The sequence below is a fragment of the Mycobacterium sp. genome (genome assembly GCF_019243155.1).
Lineage (GTDB): Bacteria > Actinomycetota > Actinomycetes > Mycobacteriales > Mycobacteriaceae > Mycobacterium.
This window is the reverse complement of sequence record NZ_JAFAUS010000151.1, coordinates 1-19447: the sequence shown is the minus strand read 5'-3', so window position 1 is coordinate 19447 and position 19447 is coordinate 1. Positions and strand designations below refer to the sequence as shown.

General features: G+C 67.1%; 19 protein-coding genes. 7 read left to right on the top strand and 12 right to left on the bottom strand.

What is annotated here, in order from left to right; translation table 11 throughout:
* Positions 1-22 precede the first annotated feature (22 nt).
* A complete protein-coding gene (locus JOZ00_RS07455) occupies positions 23-1429 on the bottom strand; it encodes a cystathionine beta-synthase (RefSeq protein WP_293341857.1) in 1407 nt (468 codons plus the stop codon).
* Between the two features lie 53 nt (positions 1430-1482).
* Positions 1483-2550 carry an alpha/beta hydrolase gene (locus JOZ00_RS07450; protein WP_293341854.1) on the bottom strand — a complete coding sequence of 356 codons (1068 nt, stop codon included), beginning with the start codon at positions 2548-2550 and terminating at the stop codon, positions 1483-1485.
* A gap of 243 nt (positions 2551-2793) precedes the next feature.
* Between JOZ00_RS07450 and JOZ00_RS07445 the strand changes: the two genes are divergently transcribed.
* The gene (locus JOZ00_RS07445) at positions 2794-3771 is read left to right on the top strand and encodes an SGNH/GDSL hydrolase family protein (protein WP_293341918.1); all 978 of its coding nucleotides are present in this window, start codon (positions 2794-2796) and stop codon (positions 3769-3771) included.
* 87 nt (positions 3772-3858) lie between these two features.
* Entirely contained in the window at positions 3859-5076 is a 1218-nt protein-coding gene (locus JOZ00_RS07440) for an acetyl-CoA C-acetyltransferase (RefSeq protein ID WP_293341851.1), read from the top strand.
* A gap of 149 nt (positions 5077-5225) precedes the next feature.
* Here the strand turns inward: JOZ00_RS07440 and JOZ00_RS07435 are convergent, their stop codons facing one another.
* Positions 5226-6077, bottom strand: coding sequence for a Bax inhibitor-1/YccA family protein (locus JOZ00_RS07435; RefSeq protein ID WP_293341848.1), 852 nt, complete (start codon positions 6075-6077; stop codon positions 5226-5228).
* Positions 6078-6295: 218 nt separating this feature from the next.
* Between JOZ00_RS07435 and JOZ00_RS07430 the strand changes: the two genes are divergently transcribed.
* Genes JOZ00_RS07430 through JOZ00_RS07420 form a run of 3 tightly spaced genes read left to right on the top strand, consistent with a single transcriptional unit; the run spans position 6296 to position 9884 of the window.
* Complete coding sequence (locus JOZ00_RS07430; RefSeq protein ID WP_293341846.1) at positions 6296-7348, top strand: enoyl-CoA hydratase/isomerase family protein; 1053 nt, start codon at positions 6296-6298, stop codon at positions 7346-7348.
* Positions 7345-8124 (top strand): enoyl-CoA hydratase, encoded by a 780-nt coding sequence (locus tag JOZ00_RS07425; protein WP_293341843.1) that lies wholly within the window; start codon positions 7345-7347, stop codon positions 8122-8124. The genes JOZ00_RS07430 and JOZ00_RS07425 overlap by 4 nt, the downstream gene beginning before the upstream one ends.
* 11 nt (positions 8125-8135) lie before the next feature.
* Complete coding sequence (locus tag JOZ00_RS07420) at positions 8136-9884, top strand: alpha/beta-hydrolase family protein (RefSeq protein WP_293341840.1); 1749 nt, start codon at positions 8136-8138, stop codon at positions 9882-9884.
* On the opposite strand, the gene JOZ00_RS07415 is transcribed toward JOZ00_RS07420, so the two are convergent.
* Together JOZ00_RS07415 and JOZ00_RS07410 are read right to left on the bottom strand one after the other, a co-directional pair.
* Positions 9885-10331 (bottom strand): rhodanese-like domain-containing protein, encoded by a 447-nt coding sequence (locus JOZ00_RS07415; protein WP_293341837.1) that lies wholly within the window; start codon positions 10329-10331, stop codon positions 9885-9887.
* On the bottom strand, positions 10331-10945 hold the full coding sequence (locus JOZ00_RS07410; RefSeq protein ID WP_293341834.1) for a cysteine dioxygenase: 615 nt from the start codon (positions 10943-10945) through the stop codon (positions 10331-10333). Before JOZ00_RS07410 ends, JOZ00_RS07415 begins: the two co-directional genes overlap by 1 nt.
* Positions 10946-11058: 113 nt before the next feature.
* Between JOZ00_RS07410 and JOZ00_RS07405 the strand changes: the two genes are divergently transcribed.
* Positions 11059-11526 carry a lipoprotein LpqV gene (locus JOZ00_RS07405; RefSeq protein WP_293341832.1) on the top strand — a complete coding sequence of 156 codons (468 nt, stop codon included), beginning with the start codon at positions 11059-11061 and terminating at the stop codon, positions 11524-11526.
* Between the two features lie 93 nt (positions 11527-11619).
* Positions 11620-12672 (top strand): patatin-like phospholipase family protein, encoded by a 1053-nt coding sequence (locus JOZ00_RS07400; RefSeq protein WP_293341829.1) that lies wholly within the window; start codon positions 11620-11622, stop codon positions 12670-12672.
* A gap of 31 nt (positions 12673-12703) precedes the next feature.
* Here JOZ00_RS07400 and JOZ00_RS07395 read toward each other — a convergent pair whose 3' ends face one another.
* The 7 genes from JOZ00_RS07395 to JOZ00_RS07365 form a co-directional block, all read right to left on the bottom strand.
* On the bottom strand, positions 12704-13573 hold the full coding sequence (locus JOZ00_RS07395; protein ID WP_293341828.1) for a patatin-like phospholipase family protein: 870 nt from the start codon (positions 13571-13573) through the stop codon (positions 12704-12706).
* A complete protein-coding gene (locus JOZ00_RS07390) occupies positions 13570-14460 on the bottom strand; it encodes a class II glutamine amidotransferase (protein ID WP_293341825.1) in 891 nt (296 codons plus the stop codon). The genes JOZ00_RS07395 and JOZ00_RS07390 overlap by 4 nt, the downstream gene beginning before the upstream one ends.
* A gap of 19 nt (positions 14461-14479) precedes the next feature.
* Positions 14480-14953, bottom strand: a complete 474-nt coding sequence (locus JOZ00_RS07385; RefSeq protein ID WP_293341823.1) for an SRPBCC family protein — start codon at positions 14951-14953, stop codon at positions 14480-14482.
* A gap of 14 nt (positions 14954-14967) precedes the next feature.
* Entirely contained in the window at positions 14968-16026 is a 1059-nt protein-coding gene (locus JOZ00_RS07380) for a dihydrodipicolinate reductase (protein WP_293341821.1), read from the bottom strand.
* 36 nt (positions 16027-16062) lie between these two features.
* Positions 16063-17688 carry a long-chain fatty acid--CoA ligase gene (locus JOZ00_RS07375; protein ID WP_293341818.1) on the bottom strand — a complete coding sequence of 542 codons (1626 nt, stop codon included), beginning with the start codon at positions 17686-17688 and terminating at the stop codon, positions 16063-16065.
* Between the two features lie 175 nt (positions 17689-17863).
* The gene (locus tag JOZ00_RS07370) at positions 17864-18973 is read right to left on the bottom strand and encodes a YncE family protein (RefSeq protein WP_293341815.1); all 1110 of its coding nucleotides are present in this window, start codon (positions 18971-18973) and stop codon (positions 17864-17866) included.
* 381 nt (positions 18974-19354) lie between these two features.
* On the bottom strand, positions 19355-19447 hold a 93-nt coding region (locus JOZ00_RS07365; RefSeq protein WP_293341915.1), incomplete at its 5' end, for a P-II family nitrogen regulator.

Genomic DNA, 19447 nt, shown 5'->3' with positions numbered 1-19447 from the left:
CAGTACCTGAGCGCCGACTGCGTCAGCGGCGTCCCGTCGATGCGCGCGGCCCGTCAGATAGGAAGCCCAACAGGTCATATCGCGTGATCACTCCCACCGGTTTGCCCTCCTCGACCACCATCAACGCGTCCCAGTCGCGCAGCGCCTTGCCGGCCGCGCTGACCACCTCACCCGCGCCGATCATCCGCAGCGGCGGGCTCATGTGCTCCGAGACGGCGTCGGCCAATTTGGCCCGGCCCTCGAAAACGGCCGACAGCAGTTCGCGTTCGGAGACGCTGCCCGCGACCTCGCCGGCCATCACCGGCGGCTCGGCGCCGACGACCGGCATCTGGGAGACCCCGTACTCGCGCAGGATGCCGATCGCGTCGCGCACGGTCTCGGACGGGTGGGTGTGCACCAGGTCGGGCAGTTCGCCCGACTTGCGGCGCAACACGTCGCCGACCGTGGCCTGCTCGGTCGACCCGTCGAGCCGACTGCGCAGGAACCCGTATGACGACATCCAGGCGTCATTAAAGATCTTGGCCATGTAGCCGCGCCCGCCGTCGGGCAGCAGCACGACGATCACCGCGTCGGGTCCGGCCTCCTCGGCGACCTTCAGCGCCGCGACCACCGCCATCCCGCACGACCCGCCGACCAGCATCGCCTCCTCGCGGGCCAGCCGCCGGGTCATGTTGAAAGAGTCGGAATCCGACACCGCGATGATCTCGTCGGGCACCGTAGGGTCATAAGCCTTCGGCCAGAAGTCTTCTCCGACGCCCTCGACCAGATAGGGCCTGCCGGTACCGCCCGAGTACACCGATCCCTCGGGGTCGGCGCCGATGACGCGCACCGCGCCGTTGGAAACCTCTTTGAGGAAGCGGCCAGCGCCCGTGATCGTTCCGCCCGTGCCGATGCCGGCGACGAAGTGGGTGACCTTCCCGTCGGTGTCGGCCCAGATCTCGGGTCCGGTCGTCGCGAAGTGGCTCGCCGGCCCTTCGGGGTTGGCGTACTGGTCCGGTTTCCAGGCGCCGTCGATCTCGGCGGTCAGCCGATCGGAGACGCTGTAGTAGCTGTCGGGGTGCTCGGGCGGCACCGCAGTCGGACAGACCACCACCTCGGCGCCGTAGGCGAGCAGGACGTTGCGCTTGTCCTCGCCGACTTTGTCGGGGCAGACGAAGACGCACCGGTACCCACGCTGCTGCGCCACCAGCGCGAGCCCGACGCCGGTGTTACCGGATGTCGGTTCGACGATGGTGCCGCCCGGCTTGAGGAGCCCGGCGGCTTCGGCGGCGTCGATCATCCGCACCGCGATCCGGTCCTTCGAGCTGCCACCGGGATTGAGGTATTCGACCTTGGCCGCAACGATGCCGGCGCCGTCGGGGACAACGGAATTCAGCCGAACCAGCGGCGTGCCGCCAATCAGCTCACTGAGGTGGTGCGCGATCCGCATGCGATCATCGTCTCAGGCAGCCCCTGGCGGCGCACACCCGATGTAGGAAGTGGCTAGCCAGTGGCCTCGCGGATATAGTCGCCGATCTGGCGCAGCGAACGCACCGCCTCGGGCACCATCGGCGCGGCCAATTGGAAGTCGTGGACCTGACCGGGCCACACCCGCACCTCGGCGGGCACCCCGACCGCCGCCAGCCGGCTCGCGGCCACCCGCGCGTCGTGCAGCAAGACCTCGGAGCCCGACACGTGGATCAGCGTCCGCGGCAGGCCAGGCTTGATGTGGTCCAGCGGCTCGAAGACCTCTTCGGGCTTGCCGTCGACGATGTTTTTGGCGGCCGCGGTGGCAACCAGTTCGCCGAGGGCATCGAACGCCTTCGCGGAGAACATCGCGTCGCTGTCGATGTTGGGGTGCGCCTGCTTGTCTTCCTTCGCCAGTTGCAGCAGGGGCGAGATCGCCACCAGCGCAGCGGGTTCCTCGTTTTCCTCCAGCAGTCGCTCGGCCAGTGCGAGCGCGAGATAACCGCCCGCGGAGTCGCCCGCCAGCACGATCTGATCGGGCTCGTACCCCCTCGCCCGCAGCCATTGATAGGCGTCGTGGCAGTCGTCGAGGGCCATGCCGATCGAGTGCTTGGGCAGCAAACGGTAATTCACCACCAATATCGGTGAGTCGGCGAACTTCGACAGCGCCTCCACCAGGCGGCCGTGCGAGTTCGCCCCACAGGTCAAGAACGCGCCGCCGTGCAGGTAGACGACGATGCGGCGGGTGCCGTCGGCCGGCAGCACGCCGGGGGCGCGGACCAGTTGGGCGCCGGCATGGCGCAGTTTCACGGTCTCGCGGACCGTGGCCGACGGCGGGATGAACGCCCGGGCCGCGAGGTCGATGAAACCCCAGGGCCACGGGAAGTTGGGAATATGGCTTCCGGCGCTCAAAACCGGCCGGACGGTCAGCCGCGAGGTCAGATTGGCCAGTCGCGCGGCGACGCTGGGCCCGGATTCGAGGACCTCGACCGGTGCGCCGTCACTGATCGCGAATCTGCGCGCTCTGGCTCTACGGGCTTTGAAAGCCTCATGAGGGCGAACGGCAATCCGGGGAGATCCGGACACCTTGCTAGGTGCACTCATGCTCAACAACCCCCTACGTCTTTGTAGTGCGGTACAGCATGTGACGAGGCAACCGAGCGTCTAGTTCAAACGTTTGCCGTGACGTTTAATCACCTCTTAAGTTTTAGCTTGGCAGACGTTACTTAGTGCAACATTTGAAGAAGCTGATTTGATACCACTTTTGATTCCCACCGTGACCACTTTGTTTATGAGCTGCCCTTGCGAACACCGGAGCGGATCTAAACTGATTGCGTGACCATCCGGGTGCCGCGTCGTTCGACGACGATCGCCTTGGCCACAGCGGGTGCGCTCGCCTCGACGGGTACGGCCTATTTGGGGGCGCGCAATCTGCTGGTTGGCCAAGCGACGCACGCGCGCACCGTCATCCCGAGGGCGTGGGACATTCCGCCCCGCGCCGATGGTGTCTACACCCCGGGCGGCGGCCCCGTCGAACGTTGGCGCCGCGGGATGCAGGCGGACCTGCACCTGATGATCTTCGGTGACTCGACGGCCACCGGTTACGGCTGCACCAGCGCCGAGGAGGTGCCGGGTGTGTTGATTGCGCGGGGCCTGGCGGAGCGGACCGGCAAGCGAATCCGCTTCAGCACCAAGGCCATCGTCGGCGCGACTTCCAAGGGCGTCAGCGGGCAGGTGGACGCGATGTTCGTGGCCGGTCCCCCGCCCGACGCGGCGGTGATGATGCTCGGCGCCAACGACATCACGGCCCTCAACGGCATCAGCCAGTCCGCGCGGCGCCTGGGCCTGGCGGTGCGCAAACTGCGCGCCCGCGGCGCGGTGGTGATTGTCGGCACCTGCCCCGACCTGGGCGTCATCAGCGCGATCCCGCAGCCGTTGCGCTCGCTGGCCCATTCGCGCACCTCGCAACTGGCGCGCGCCCAGACCGCGGCCGTGCGATCGGCGGGCGGGGTGCCGGTGCCGCTGGCCCAGCTGCTGGCGCCCGAGTTCCGCACTCGCCGCGAGCTGATGTTCTCCCCGGACGGCTTCCACCCGTCGCCCATCGCATACGCCCTGGCGGCCGACGCCCTGCTGCTCACGTTGTGCGAAAAGCTGGACGAGAAGGTTCCTGAGACGGTTCAAGACCCGATGTTCGACGAAGCCGAGCCGTCGGCGGAGCCGGTGCTCGCTCAGCAGCACTCGCAGGTCAGTGTGATGTCGCGGCTGTGGCGGCGCCCGGTCCCCGGACCTGCCCCGTCTTCGTACCCCCAGGTTGGCAGCGACTAGATTTGTTCTCGCCCGCCGGGGTGGACGTACCACCCGGTCACGCAGCGAGCCCTCCATCTGCGGGGATCGCAAGGAAAGGGAAACGTCATGCCTGAAGCCGTCATTGTCTCCGCTGCTCGCTCGCCCATCGGGCGTGCGATGAAGGGATCGCTGGTCTCCATGCGCCCCGACGATCTGGCCACCCAGATGGTGCGCGCCGCGCTCGACAAGGTGCCTGCGCTCAACCCCCACCAAATCGACGACCTCATCCTGGGCTGCGGCCTCCCGGGTGGTGAGTCGGGATTCAACATGGCCCGGGTGGTCGCCGTCGAACTCGGCTTCGACTTCCTGCCCGGCACCACGGTGAACCGCTACTGCTCGTCGTCGCTGCAGACCACCCGGATGGCCTTCCACGCCATCAAGGCCGGCGAGGGTGACGCGTTCATCTCCGCGGGTGTGGAGACGGTTTCCCGGTTCGCCAAGGGCAACTCCGACTCGTGGCCCGACACCAAGAACCCGCGGTTCGGCGAGGCCCAGCAGCGTTCCGAGGCCGCCGCGGCGGGCGCCGATGAGTGGCACGACCCCCGCGCCGACGGGAACCTGCCCGACGTCTACATCGCCATGGGCCAGACAGCCGAGAACGTCGCGATCCTGACCGGCATCAGCCGCGAGGACCAGGACCACTGGGGTGTGCGGAGCCAGAACCGGGCCGAGGACGCGATCAAGAGCGGGTTCTTCGAGCGCGAGATCTCGCCGGTGACCCTCGAGGATGGAAGCACCGTCAGTACCGATGACGGCCCACGGGCGGGGACCACCTACGAGAAGGTCAGCGAACTCAAGCCGGTGTTCCGGCCCAACGGCACGATCACCGCGGGCAATGCCTGCCCGCTCAACGACGGGGCCGCCGCGCTCGTGATCACGAGCGACACGAAGGCCAAGGAGCTGGGCCTGACGCCGCTGGCACGCATCGTGTCCACGGGAGTCAGCGGCCTGTCGCCGGAGATCATGGGCCTGGGCCCCATCGAGGCGTCCAAGAAGGCGCTGGCGCGGGCCAGCATGTCGATCAACGACATCGACCTGTACGAGATCAACGAGGCCTTCGCGGTCCAGGTGCTGGGCTCGGCGCGCGAGCTGGGCATGGACGAGGACAAGCTGAACGTCTCCGGCGGGGCGATCGCGCTGGGCCACCCCTTTGGCATGACCGGTGCTCGCATCGCGACGACGTTGATCAACAACCTGCAGACGCACGACAAGACGTTCGGTCTGGAGACCATGTGTGTCGGCGGCGGGCAGGGCATGGCCATGGTGATCGAGCGGCTGAGCTGAGGCTCGGCCGCTTGATCGTCGTGTGTCGTCGAGTGTGAAACCTGGGCGGTAACACACAGGGAAGCCCCGCCCCCGCTGCACACTCGACACCGTCCACAGACGAAAAAACCGGCACGCCGCTCGGCGTGCCGGTTTTTCCCTTGTAAGAGCTAGTCGTTCTGCAGATAACTCAGCAGACGCAGGATCTCGAGGTACAGCCAGACCAGGGTCACGGTCAGGCCCAGGGCGATGCCCCATGCCGCCTTCTCCGGCGCCCCGGCGCGGACCATCTGGTCGGCCGCGTCGAAGTCGATCAGGAAGCTGAACGCCGCGATGCCGATGCACACCAGCGAGAAGATGATCGCGATCGTTCCGCCGCTGCGCAGGCCCAGGCCGGCGCCGCCGTTGACGTGGAACATCGCCAGCACGAAGTTGCCGAGCATCAGGGCGAGCACGCCGAACATGGCGGCGACCAGCATGCGGGTGAACTTGGGCGTCACCCGGATGGCCCCCGTCTTGTAGACGACGAGCATGCCGAAGAACACGCCGAACGTGCCGAGGACCGCCTCACCGATCAGCGCGCCCGCATTGGCGGACGACACCGAGAAGTTGGCGAACACGAAGGAGATGGCGCCCAGCACCATGCCCTCGAGAACGGCGTAGCTCAGCACGATCCCGGGGTTGTCCTGCTTGCGGCCAAACGTGGCGATCAGCACCAGGACCAGGCCACCCAAGCCGCCGACCAGCGCCAGCGGCATGGCCAACGCGTGGTCGCGGGCCACCAGGAAGTAGGAGACCACGGCGGACACCGCCAGCACGGCCAGCGTGATGCCGGTCTTGGTGACGACGTCGTCGATGGTCAGCGGACGCGAAGCCCGGGCCTCCTGGTAGGGAGCCTGGTAAGGAGCCGAATAGGGATCGGCTTGATAGGCCTGCATGGGGGGCGCGCCAGTGCCGAATTGCGCGTATCCGCCCCTCTGCTTAGGCAGCGAACGAAATACCGGGTTGCTTGTTTCCCGCACCGTCGGATCCTCTCTTAATACATATGGCTTCGAGCTGTGCGAACACCAACTCAACGATCAGCATGCCGCCCAGGTTCCCAGTCGACCTGGTCATTTCCTGGATTTTGCGGCTTCTTCTCTTGTCGTCGCGTTAAACATAACCCTTACCCGCGGGCATCGCGCCGGTCGTGACGATCTAGATTTTTCCCCGAGACGAAATCGACGACGGGAGGCAGGGCGTGACCGACGAATCCGATGAGGTTCTAACCCGGGTCGACGGAAACATCGGCTTGATCACGCTCAACCGCCCCAAAGCGATCAACTCCCTGAATCAGCAGATGGTGGACGCTGTGCGCGCCATCCTCACCCGCTGGGCAGACGACGACGCGGTGAGCGCGGTGGTGCTCTCGGGCGCCGGTGAACGCGGGTTGTGCGCCGGCGGTGACGTGGTCGCCGTCTATCACAGCGCCCGTAAAGACGGGGTCGAGGTGCGGCGGTTCTGGCGCGACGAATATCTGATGAACGGTCAGATCGGCCGGTTCACCAAGCCCTATGTGTCCCTGATGGACGGCATCGTGATGGGTGGCGGCGTCGGCGTCAGTGCGCACGGGAGCAATCGGGTGGTCACCGAAACCTCCAAGATCGCGATGCCCGAGGTCGGCATCGGATTCGTCCCCGACGTCGGTGGGGCATTCCTGCTGTCCCGCGCGCCGGGCGCGCTGGGTCTGCACGCCGCCCTGACCGGCGCGCCGTTCTCCGGGGCCGATGCCATCGCCATGGGCTTCGCCGACCACTACGTGCCGCACAGCGACCTCGAGGCGCTCACGGCCGCAATCGTTTCCGACGGTGTCGAGGGCGGGATCGCCAGGTATGCCGTCGAGCCTGAAGCGAGTGAGCTTGTCGCACAGCGTGATTGGATTGACGCCTGCTACGCGGGTGACACGGTGACCGATATCCTCACCGCGCTTCGCGAACACGGAGGCCCCGCTGCTGAGGCCGCCGACCTGATCGCGAGTCGCTCCCCCATCGCGGCGTCGGTGACGTTGCAGGCGGTGCGCCGCGCCGCCAAGCTGGAAAAACTGGAAGACGTTCTGGTGCAGGACTATCGGGTGTCGAGCGCAGCGGCCCGCTCGCACGACCTGGTGGAGGGCATCCGCGCGCAGATCATCGACAAAGATCGCAATCCGAAGTGGTCACCGGCAACGCTGGCCGAAGTCAGCGCGGCCGACGTCGACGCGTACTTCGCGCCGGTCGACGACGACCTGAGTTTCCCCAGAGAGGCGAATTCGTGACGGACACCTACGAAACCATCCTGGTCGAGCGCGACGAGCGCGTCGGCATCATCACGCTGAACCGACCGAAAGCGCTCAACGCGCTGAACACTCAGGTGATGAACGAAGTCACCAGTGCGGCGGCCGAATTCGACAACGACGCCGGGATCGGCGCGATCGTCATCACGGGTTCGGCCAAGGCGTTCGCCGCCGGTGCCGACATCAAAGAGATGGCCGGCCTGAGCTTCGCCGACGCGTTCGATGCCGACTTCTTCGCCCCCTGGGCCAAACTCGCCGCCGTCCGCACCCCGACGATCGCGGCCGTCGCCGGGCACGCGCTGGGTGGTGGCTGCGAGCTTGCCATGATGTGCGATGTGCTGATCGCCGCCGACACAGCCAAGTTCGGCCAGCCCGAAATCAAACTCGGTGTGCTGCCGGGCATGGGCGGCTCGCAGCGGCTGACCCGCGCCATCGGCAAGGCCAAGGCCATGGACCTCATCCTGACGGGACGCACGATCGACGCCGCGGAAGCCGAACGCAGCGGCTTGGTTTCGCGGGTGGTGCCCGCCGACGACCTGCTGACCGAAGCGAAGGCGGTCGCGACTACCATCGCCCAGATGTCGCGCTCGGCCGCCAGGATGGCCAAGGAAGCCGTCAACCGCGCTTTCGAATCCACTCTGGCCGAAGGACTTCTCTACGAGCGCAGGCTGTTCCACTCGACCTTCGCCACCGAGGACCAGTCCGAGGGAATGTCGGCGTTCGTCGAGAAGCGTCCACCCAACTTCACCCACCGCTAGGACACGCTTCCATGAGCGAATCGGGCTCCACCACGAATGCCGACGCCGCGCAGCAGCCGGTGGCCGTTACTGAGGAGCCCCGAGTCGACGGGGGCCCGCAAGCCGAGTCCCCCGTCCCGCAACCCGCCAAGAGACCTTGGTGGGCAAGGCATTACACCTTCACCGGCACGGCGGTCGGGCTGATCTTCATCTGGTTTTCCATGACGCCGTCGCTGCTGCCACGGGGACCGCTGTTCCAGGGACTGGTCAGCGGCTGCTCGGGCGCCATCGGTTACGGGCTGGGCGTATTCACCGTCTGGCTGGTGCGTTTCTTGCGCGAGAAGGAGTCCAGCCCACCCCCACCGCGCTGGGCGTGGATGGTGCTGATCCCGGTCGCCGTAGTCGGCCAAACGCTGATGGCGATCTGGTTCCACGTCTGGCAGGACGACGTCCGCGACCTGATGGGTGTCGCCCATCTGAGCTGGTACGACTACCCGATAGCGGCGGGCTTGTCGGTGGTGGTGCTGTTCACCCTGGTCGAGATCGGGCAATTCATTCGCTGGCTGGTCAGCTTCCTGGTCGGCCAGGTGGACAAGTTCGTACCGTTCCGCCTGTCGGCGACCATCGTCGTCGTCCTGCTGCTGGTCCTGACCATCACCCTGCTCAACGGCGTGGTGCTCAAGTTCGCGATGCGCACGATGAACAACACCTTCGCCACGGCGAACGACGAGATGAATCCCGAGACCGCGCCGCCGAAAACCCCGCTGCGATCGGGTGGCCCACAATCCCTGGTGTCGTGGGAGTCGCTGGGCCGCGAGGGCCGCGTCTTCATCGAGGGCGGTCCAAAACTCAACCAGCTCAGCGCATTCAACGGAACCCCGGCGACCGAGCCGATCCGGGCCTACGCCGGCCTGGATTCCACCAAGGACGGCATCACGGCGACCGCGGAGCTGGCGGCCCGAGAGTTGCAGCGCACGGGCGGATTACAGCGTGCCGTCGTCGCGGTGGGGACCACCACCGGCACCGGCTGGATCAATGAGTCGGAAGCTTCGGCGCTCGAGTACATGTACAACGGCAACACGGCGATCGTGAGCATGCAGTATTCGTACCTGCCGAGCTGGCTCTCGTTCCTGGTGGACAAGGAGAACGCGCGGCACGCCGGCCAGGCGCTCTTCGAGGCCGTCGACAGGCTGATCCGGCAGATGCCCGAGGGCCAGCGCCCCAAGCTCGTCGTGTTCGGCGAGAGCCTGGGCTCGTTCGGCGGCGAGGCGCCGTTCATGAGCCTGAACAACGTGCTGGCGCGCACCGACGGCGCCCTGTTCAGTGGGCCCACGTTCAACAACACGATCTGGACCGATCTGACGTCGACCCGCGACGCCGGGTCGCCGCAGTGGTTACCGATCTACCACAACGGCATAGCCGTCCGATTCGTCGCTCGGCCAAGCGATCTGGCGCGCCCGAACAGCCCGTGGGACCACCCGCGGGTGGTGTATCTGCAGCACGCGTCGGATCCGATCGCATGGTGGACGCCGGACCTGTTGTTCAGCAAGCCCGATTGGCTGGAAGAGCCGCGCGGCTATGACGTGCTGCCGCAGACGCGCTGGATCCCGGTCGTCACGTTCCTGCAGGTTTCGGCCGACATGGCGGTGGCGTTGGATGTGCCCGACGGGCACGGCCATCGCTACATCGCGAACGTCGCCGACGGCTGGGCGGCCGTGCTGCCGCCGCCCGGGTGGACGCAGGAGAAAACGGACCGGCTGCGCCCGCTGCTGCACGGCTAGCTAGATCCAGCGGCGACTTGGCGTACCGGCGTTCGCCAAATCCCCGGGGCTCGGGGTTGTCGCACCGCCGTTGAGCTGGTCCAGCACGCCGGCGCCGGCCAGCGCGTGATAGCCCCCGACGACGTCGGTGGAGCGGTGCAGGCCGATGTCCAGCAGCGCGGCAGCCGCCAGGCTGGACGTGTAGCCCTCCGAACACACGATCACCCATTCGACGTCGTCGCCGACGGCCTCGGGCAGCTTGGCGTCGCTGGTCGGGTCGCAGCGCCATTCCAGAACGTTGCGTTCGATGAGTAACGCACCGGGTATCTCACCCTCGCGGAAGCGCTGGGCCTGCGGCCGGATATCGACAAGCACCGCCCCGCGCCGCAGCGCGGCGGGCACCTCCGTCGGGGGGAGGCGGCGAAACCGGCGCCGGGCTGATCGCAGAACTACGTCGACGCGGCTCATCAGGGTCCTTCCGGTTGATCGGTCAGTTCGGTGCGCTGACGGCGCAACGTCTTGCGGTCGGTGATCTCGTAGTAGGACATCGCGGTCAGGGGTGGCGAGTAGGCATGCACGCTCAGGGTCGGCTGCACCGTCGCCGCATTCTGCGGCGGAAAGACAAGCCCGGCAACGGAATCCGCGGCAGGCTCGGGGGCAAGCCGCGGTGCCCACACGACGTCGTGCACCCAGCCCAGCGGGAATCCCGCCTGATCACCGGCATCGAGGCGTCGGCGCCGCAAACCTCTTCCATCCCAACGGAATTCGTTGAGCGAACCGGAGAGCACGGTCAGCGCTCCCAAGGAGCCGCCGTGGTCGTGCAATTCGGTGGCGCGGCCCGGAACCCAGCTGATCAGCCAGACGTCCAGTTCGTCGTCGCCGTGGATGCGCGTGAACCAGCGTTCGGCGGCCGGCACCCCGCCCTCGGGCAGCAGGTGGTCGCAGCGCCCGCTGAGCACGTCGTCGGCGGCCTGATCGGTGGCGTACAACAGGTCCGGCACCCGCAGGCGGGTCGGCCCTGCGGCAGGGGACGCAGAGGTACGTGGGCGCACCGCAGCCGCGGTGGCAAGGGGTACAGACATGGCTGGAGCTCCAGGGAAAACGGATGGGACAAGCGGCGGCGTATTACGCCCGACAACACTCGTTAAATCCGTAGGGCTCGATCACGGCAGCCAGTGTTGCATAGATTGGCACCGTGCGTTGGTGCGGTGAGCGGTCTGGGCGATGGGATGCGGTGGTGCTGACGGCCGGTTTACTGGCGGTCGCGGGATGCTCACACGGTGCCCACAGTCCCCCCAACTCCAACCCCGCGGGCGGCAACCCTGCGCCCTCGTCCGCCCGGCCGTCGGGCATCCCCGGCGGCCCGACGGCGGCGCCACCGGGCACCGTTGGGCTGTCCCCCGCTGGCGTGACGACCAGGGTCGACATCCCCGCCGACTCGACCGAGACGGAGTACTACCAGGCCTGTCACGCCGCGAAAGAGTGGATGGACGGCCAGCCCAAGACCGGTGCGTCGCTGTTCGAGCCGTATCTGGCGATGGTTCAGGCGTCGCCGTCGGGCACCGCGGGCAGCTGGAACGCGCCGTGGGCGAAGCTGACACTGGCGCGTCAGTCGGCGGTGATCGTCGCCGCGCGTGCGGCCGCCAACGACGAGTGCGGGTAGCGGCCCGCTTTCGGCGTCGCGCAATTGGGATCACGGGTGGAAAAAGTGTCGCCCAACCCGTTTGACGGTCCGCTCGGCGCGGAAAATGAAGCCATGCCCGGCGAATCTGGCGCACCGGCGACGCGTCGATCGGCACCGACCCGGGTGGCACTGGCACTCGGCAGCGGCGGCGCCCGCGGCTACGCGCACATCGGGGTGATCGAGGCACTGCGGGCACGCAACTACGAGGTCGTCGGCATCGCCGGCTCCTCGATGGGTGCGGTGGTCGGCGGCCTGGAGGCGGCCGGACGCCTCGACGAATTCGCCGACTGGGCCAAGTCGCTGACGCAGCGCACCATTCTGCGACTGCTGGACCCGTCCATCAGCGCGGCCGGGGTGATGCGGGCCGGGAAGATTCTGGACGCGGTGCGCGACATCCTCGGCCCAGTCGCCATCGAAGAGCTGCCCATCCCCTACACCGCGGTGGCGACCGACCTGCTGGCCGGGAAGTCGGTGTGGTTTCAGCGCGGCCCCCTCGACGAGGCGATCCGGGCGTCGATCGCGATTCCCGGCGTGATCGCCCCGCACGAAGTCGATGGGCGGCTGCTCGCCGACGGCGGCATCCTGGATCCGCTGCCGATGGCTCCACTTTCGGCGGTCAACGCCGACCTGACCATCGCGGTGAGCCTGTCCGGCAGCGAGGCGATCACGCGCCGCGAGGCCGAACCCGGGGCGACCGTGGAGTGGTTGAACCGGATGATGCGCAGCACCACCGCGCTGCTCGATCGGCCCACCGCGCGAGCGGTGCTGGGCAGGTTCGGCGTCCCGTCTTCCGATGCGGAGAGCTGGCCGGACGATCCGGATGCCGAGCAGCCCGACGATGACGGCGCGGTCGAGCTGGCCGACCTCTCACCCGAGGTTCCGAAGCTCGGCAGCTTCGAGGTGATGAACCGGACGATCGACATCGCCCAATCCGCGCTGGCGCGACACACCCTCGCGGTCTACCCGCCCGACCTGCTGATCGAAGTGCCGCGCTCTACGTGCCGGGCCCTCGAGTTCCACCGGGCGGTGGAGGTGATCGCTGCCGGCCGGGACCTGGCCGACGATGCCCTGGACGCTCTGGAAGCCGGCACCGACCAGCTCACCCCACCGGCGATTGAGGACTGAAGCAGTCAAATCCCCTGTGCGTCAGGCCCGTTCAGATGCCCAGAAATCGCGCGATGGCTCCCGCCTCGCGGCGGCCCTGCTCGCGACCGGCCCTGGCCGAACCGACCCGGCACGCCGGATCCAACGCGTTGGGCCCGAAGGCGGCGAGCGAGTCGTTGTCGGCGAAAACCCCGAAGGCCGCGCCGGGGAACGAGGAGATCTCGGCGACCGGGGCGGCGCCGAACGGGGCAGGCACGTCGACGCCCGAGGGCACCAGCGCCACCGCCGCGTCGCAGTCGACGGCCACAGCCAGGTTGACCGAGCTGGCCACCCCGCCGTCCATGTAGTGCCGCCCGGCGATGGCCACCGGGGGCCACGCTCCGGGCACTGCGCAGCTGGCAGCCACCGCATCGACGAGGTCGACGTTCGACTGCCGATCGAAAACGGCCAATTCGCCGGTTTCGACGTCAATTGCAGTGAGACGCAACGCCCTATCGGGCCACTCGTGCGATGGCAGGCGCTGCTCGATCACCCGACGGCGCACCGGCGCGGGAACGGTTTTGGTCTCCAGCGCGACGGCGCCGATCCGCTGCATCTGTTGTCGGGTCTTGCTGCCCGAGCCTTCGTACGGCTCGCCGAGGGCCGCCAGGAACAACTCGGTGATCGTTTCGATGTCGACACCGGAGTCGATCTCGGCCGACGCCTCGGCGACCTGCCGGTCGAACAACTCGTCCAGGGTGGCGCCGCTGCTGATCTGCGCGGCGACCGCCGAACCCGCCGAGGTCCCTACCAGCACATCGGAATCCAGCAGCAGCCGCGCCGCCTCCGGCGACTCGTCAGCGATACCCCGCAGAATGCCTGTCTCCCAAGCGATTCCCGCTATACCCCCACCGGCCAATACCAGCGCCCGCCTGGTTGTCATGCCAACCGCCGGGTACTCGGCAGGGCGTGCTGTGATTCCTCCACCGGCGAGCTGAGTTCCTCGCGACGCAGCAGATGCCGGGGCGGATCGGGCAGCACCAGGCGCCGGCTGATCTGCAACTCGGCGTCGACATGTACGAGTTCACCCGCATCCAGCAGACACCAGCGCGGGTCGTCATCCATCGGCTCGGTGGCGAACACCACCGACTTGCGCGTGCACAGTTGCTCTGACTGCGCGTGAATTCGCTTGGTGCGTAAGTCGAATTCGGGCTCCGCCGCGGAGTCGTCACCGGTTCGATCCAGCAGGTAGAGCTGATGGGTTTCGGGGTAGCGCAGCGCCCACATGTCGGTGGCCGTGCACAGCAGCACGTTGACCGCATAAATCGGGATGTTCGCCGCCAGCCATTCCATGGCATCGACGAGACCGGCTGACACGTCACCGTTCCGGGCGCGGACCGAGGCCGTGATCAAGGCGAACACCCGCTCCGAATCGGTCTGCCCCAGGACCAGATGGTCGGCCCCGACCTCGCGTAGCCGCGCGTCCAGGATGTCCAGCCCCTCGAGCACGCCGTTGTGCGCGAAGATCCGGCCGTCCTGCAGGAAAGGGTGGGTGTTCAGCACCCCGAGCGAACCGGTGGTCGCGTACCGGATGTGGGCGATGAACGTCGTGCCGGACATCTGGTGTGCGTCGGTGGCGAATTCGGCGTCCTGCCACGCCGCGATGGGCTCCTTGTGCAGCTCCGGACGGCCGTGAGTGTCGAAGACACCGATGCCGGATCCGTCCGGGTTTCTCCTGCTCTGTTCGGACAGGCTGTCAGGTGCATCCAGTAGCCAAAACGTTGCGGTGCAAACGTGCGTCCCGGTGTGCAGCCCGAAGAGTCGACACATGGATCAGACGCTACCGAAGTCAGGCGGTAAGCATCGCCTCGAGGTCGGCCAGCACTTGGCGTGCGTAGCCCTTCCACAGCCTGGCGAACAGCGGCAGCAACCGCGCCGCCAGCGCCGACCTCGGGTGGATGTCCCACCGCCAGGTGATTTCGGTTCCGCCGGCCACTGGAGCGAAGAACCACTTGCCCACCACGTGGTCCACCAGCAGCGCCAGCGGGCCGGTGATCGTCGTGAGCCGGTAGCCGAACGACCGGGGCGGGTCGACGCTGGTGAGCTCCTCGCGCATGCTCGCCCCGCCGGCCAGCAGCACGGTGCGGGTCTGGCCGGGGGCGTCCCAGCCACCCGTCTGGTCGCGCACGTCTTTAACGGGTGGAAAGACTCCGCGCCGGCGACTGAAGACCACCGGGAGCGGGGCCGGCAGTGTGCGGCCGAAGGCGTCCTCGACACCCACGGCAACGACACGAGACTCGGCGACGATGATCGAATGTCCCATCTGTGTAACGGCTTTCAGCGCGCCAGCCGAGCAGCGGCGCGGCCGGTGATGGGCGGCAGGTCGAAGAAGGTTTGGATACCCGCGGGCGCGGCGCAGGTCGCCGGGACCGCATTCACGCAATGGGCGGCCGTCGCGACGATCCCGGGGTTGCTCTTCAACCCCTCCTCGACGCTTTCAGGTTGCCAGCCCTTCACCGTCACGAAGGTGTCCGGGTTTCCGCGCACCTCGAACTCGTAACGCTCGCCCTCGGGCTCGAACGACCAAGGCGGGTCCAGGTTTTCGGATCCCATCAGCCAGTTCACGGTGATGCGGACGACCACGGTATCGCCCACCATCGCCTCCCAGTGGAAGCGGCGGCCGGCGACCTGCCCGGATTCGATCACCCCGATAGGCGAGTCGATCGGCCCGGTGGCGACTGCCACCTCCTGCGAGGAGCGGATCTGCGGATCGGCGGCGAACCCCAGCCGGTCGACGCAGAGGCGGACGGACTGGTAAAACCCGCCGTCGAGCAGCTTTTGCATCGGTCCGGTCAGCGCTTTGTCCGGCGTCCCGCCGAAGCCCATCACGTAGCGCAGCACGTCCGGCGCGCCGTAGGTGCGCAGGTCCGAAAACTCCTCGGCACGAACGAAAGTGATGCCGGTCGACATCACCGATACCAACAGCGGGAACAGCTCGGTAGCCGCGCCCGGGCCGATGCCGGCACCGTGCAGCGTGACGTTACCGGCCTGTGCGGCGACTTCCAATGGGGCGCCTTCTTTTTCGTTCGGATAGAACCAGCCCAGCGGGGTGACGACGTTCTTGCCCGACTGCAGCAGCGCGGCGACTTCCTCGACGCTGGGCAGCAAGGGCGCGTAGATCACCGCGTCGGCATCCATCCCGAGCACCTTGTCGAGGCTGTTCGTCGCGATCACGCCCAGCGGCGGTCCGCCGATGATCTCGCCGACGTCCTTGCCGTTCTTGGCGTCCGAATGCACCCAGCAGCCGACCAATTCGAGGTCGGGGTGTTCAAGCACACCCTTGATCGCCGCCACGCCGACCGACCCGGTCGCCCACTGGATGACCCGCAGGCCCATGCTCGCCTCACCTTCCCCGCGGCAGCGCGCGGAACGTCAGTCGCGCGCCTCGATCACTTCATAACCGTCCTCGGCGTACCGCGCCCGCATCGCCTTCTTGTCGTACTTGCCGACACTGGTGCGCGGCACTTCGTCGACGAACGTCCAGCGCTCGGGGAGCCACCACCGAACGACCTTGTCCGCGAGGAAGGTTCGCAGCTTCGCGGCGTCCACTGACGAGCCCGACTTGGCCACGACGACGGCGAGCGGACGTTCTTGCCAGCGCTCGTCGGGAACCCCGACGACCGCGGCCTCGACGACGTCCGGGTGCCCGATCAGCTGGTTCTCGAGCTCCACCGAGGAGATCCATTCCCCACCGGACTTGATGACGTCCTTGGACCGGTCGGTCAGGGTGATGAAGCTGCGTTCGTCGAGACGGCCCACGTCGCCGGTGCGCAACCAGCCGGAGTCGAACTTCGACTCGTCGCGCCCCTTGTAGTAGGAGCCGGTGATCCACGGGCCGCGGACCTCCACTTCACCCACGGTGTCACTGGGCAGCACTTCGCCGTCGTCGTCGACGACGCGCAGTTCCACGCCGCAAATCGGTTGACCGGCGGTGCCGCGGAACGCCCAGTGCTGTTCCTCCGGGGTGTCCGGCGGCGGCCATGCCGTGGTGGCCATCGGAGACGTTTCCGTCATGCCCCACAGCTGCCGGATCAAGACGTCGTGTTTTTCCTGGAAGGTGCGCATCAGCGACACGGGAACGGCCGAGCCGCCGCAGGCCACCAGGCGTAGCGACGACAGGTCGTGGTCCGGGTCGTCCTCCAGGCGATGCCGCAGATCGTTCCAGATGGTGGGGACGGCGCCGGCGATCGTGGGCCGCAACTTCTCGATCATGTCGATCAGCGACCGGGCGTCGAGATGGCAGTCGGGCAGCACGAGGTCGGCACCGCCCATCAGCGCCGCGTACGGCAGGCCCCACGCGTTGGCGTGGAACATCGGCACGACCGGCAGCACGATATCGCTGGATCCCACCCCGATGCCGTTGGTGGTGCATGCCGCCATGCTGTGCAGGAAGCTCGAACGATGGCTGTAGACCACGCCTTTAGGGTTACCGGTGGTGCCGCTGGTGTAGCACATCGCGGCCGCCGACGTCTCGTCGATCCGGGGCCAGTCGAATTCGCTCGACTCGGCACCGATCGCGTCGGCATACCGCAACACGGTCTTGCCCGATTCCTCCAACGGGCCCGTGTCGCCGTCGCCGACGAGGATCACCGTGTGCACGGTCTCGAGCCGGGGCAGCACCGGGGCGAGCAGTTTCGTCAGTGACGTGTCGACGAGCACGACCGCGTCTTCGGCCTCGTTCGCGACGTACGCGATCTGTTCGGGGAAGAGTCGGATGTTGAGGGTGTGCAGCACGGCGCCCATCGACGGGATCGCAAGGTAGGCCGCCAGGTGTTCGGCGTTGTTCCACATGAACGTCCCGACCCGCTGGTCGCCGGTAATGCCGAGGCGGCGCAAAGCGTTTGCCAGCTGCGCCACCTGTTGGCCCAGTTCACGGTAGCTGCTGCGCCGGTAGCCGTCGCCGGTGGCGGTGGTGACCGTGCGCGCCCCGTGGACACCGCAGCCGTGCCGCATGATCGCGCCGATCGTCAACGGAAAGTCCTGCATGGTGCTGTCCACTGATGTACCGCCTTAACGTGAGCCGTCGACCGCCTATCACCCTAAGCCCGGGTTAGCCGATATGGTCCAGATTGCCACCGACGGTTCGGGGGCGGCCACCATCCTGGGCGCGCGGCGTCGAGGATTGTTTGGTGAATATCCTTCGCCGCATTGCCCTTTGGAGATCGTAAGCGGGCTAGGCGAGTGCCGGTTCGCGCTGTGCGAACTCGGGCATCCAGGCGACCGACATGTCGGGCACGGTTGCGCCGCTCTCGAGGGCCGATCGGGCCGGTACCGCGATCTGCGCGGCGAAGACCACGCCGGTGTGGTCGGCGATGTACAGGTTCCTGCCGTCGGGGCTTTCCACCACGCAGGACGGCTGCGAAGCAACCATGACCTCGCCGACGACATCCAGCGTGCGGGTGCACAGCACGGTGATGCGGTCGTCGCTGACCAGATAGGCCCGCCGGCCGTCGGCGCTGAGCGCCATCCGGGTCAGCGGGCCGGTGATCTCGTCGATCTTTCGGGTGTTGACGATCTTGTTCGCTCGGGTGTCGATCACGTCGAGCACCGCGCCCACGACCGGACCGCAGCTGGCCACGTACGCGGTTCCGCCGTCGCTGCTGAGCGCCACATCGCGGATGGGCAAGCCGAGCTCGACGATGCCGGCGATACGCGAGCGGCCACCGACCCGACGGTCATCGGATCGGGTTCGGGTCTCGATGGTGACCAGGTTGCCGCCGGCCGGCGCGTTCGTGCCGACATACAGGCGGCGTCCGTCGGGGCTCATGCACAGGCATTCCGTGGTGGTGCCCGGCGTGGACGCGAGTTCGACCGCTTCGAGATCGCCGGTGGCGATGTCCACCATTGCGATATCGGCGCCGCGCACGCCGTTCCGGCTGGCGTAGACAAAGTTTTCATGCACCGTCAGATCGCTGACGCTGTGCGCCACCCGGTGCGACGCAATGCGTTCGCCCGCGGTGACGTCGACGATCTCTATCGCGTCATACCCCGCGGTGGCGGTGCTGATGTATGCGCGGTTGGCGTCCGCACCGCTGATGGCGACCGCGGACGGTTCGGGCAAGTCCGCGATGGCGTCCATGACCCGGCCGGTCTTGGTGTCGATGATCGAAATCGTGTGGCGGCCGTAGTTGGTCACGATGAGCCGACCGCCCTCCGGGCTGACGGCGAGATCGCTGATCGGACCTTGGTGAACCGGGATTCGCAACACGGTGGTGCTATCGATTTCGAAAACTCGTCCGTCTTTAAGATCGTGGTCGGCCTGTCGGCCGGATAAAACACTCACGGTGGCACCGCCTTTGCTGTGGTTGTCGGCACGGAGGCAAACATCGCTGGACCGTGCCGCGACAGTTGCGGCCCTCCGGGTTAACTCAGCACCGAAAGGCGCTGATGCGACTGGTTTTGACGAGTCTACCGGTCAATCTCAGAGTGGCCAGGAGTGAATTTCGTTCGGGGTAATCTGCGTCACTTCAAGCAACGAAATCCCGTTCAAACACGGATTATGCCGTAATGCACTGGTTTTCCCGGCGAACCCGGAATTCCACGCTTCCAGCACCTTTACCGCTGACGCTAACGACTGTCGCCGATGCTTCGCGCCGCCCGATCAAGAAAATCCGCAAAATGGGAACGGAAAGAGGCATATCTCACACCAATCACAGCGCATCAATCACAGCGCATCGTGATCGCGTTCACCGGTCCGAATGCGAAACACTGCTTCAACCGGCGAAACCCACACCTTTCCGTCGCCGATCTTCCCGGT

Excerpts from the sequence above, each read along its gene's own strand:
- JOZ00_RS07455 (WP_293341857.1), bottom strand. The coding sequence starts at position 1,429 with ATGCGGATCGCGCACCACCTCAGTGAGCTGATTGGCGGCACGCCGCTG.
- JOZ00_RS07450 (WP_293341854.1), bottom strand. The coding sequence starts at position 2,550 with ATGAGTGCACCTAGCAAGGTGTCCGGATCTCCCCGGATTGCCGTTCGC.
- JOZ00_RS07440 (WP_293341851.1), top strand. The coding sequence starts at position 3,859 with ATGCCTGAAGCCGTCATTGTCTCCGCTGCTCGCTCGCCCATCGGGCGT.
- JOZ00_RS07420 (WP_293341840.1), top strand. The coding sequence starts at position 8,136 with ATGAGCGAATCGGGCTCCACCACGAATGCCGACGCCGCGCAGCAGCCG.
- JOZ00_RS07415 (WP_293341837.1), bottom strand. The coding sequence starts at position 10,331 with ATGAGCCGCGTCGACGTAGTTCTGCGATCAGCCCGGCGCCGGTTTCGC.
- JOZ00_RS07410 (WP_293341834.1), bottom strand. The coding sequence starts at position 10,945 with ATGTCTGTACCCCTTGCCACCGCGGCTGCGGTGCGCCCACGTACCTCT.
- JOZ00_RS07400 (WP_293341829.1), top strand. The coding sequence starts at position 11,620 with ATGCCCGGCGAATCTGGCGCACCGGCGACGCGTCGATCGGCACCGACC.
- JOZ00_RS07395 (WP_293341828.1), bottom strand. The coding sequence starts at position 13,573 with ATGACAACCAGGCGGGCGCTGGTATTGGCCGGTGGGGGTATAGCGGGA.
- JOZ00_RS07390 (WP_293341825.1), bottom strand. The coding sequence starts at position 14,460 with ATGTGTCGACTCTTCGGGCTGCACACCGGGACGCACGTTTGCACCGCA.
- JOZ00_RS07385 (WP_293341823.1), bottom strand. The coding sequence starts at position 14,953 with ATGGGACATTCGATCATCGTCGCCGAGTCTCGTGTCGTTGCCGTGGGT.
- JOZ00_RS07380 (WP_293341821.1), bottom strand. The coding sequence starts at position 16,026 with ATGGGCCTGCGGGTCATCCAGTGGGCGACCGGGTCGGTCGGCGTGGCG.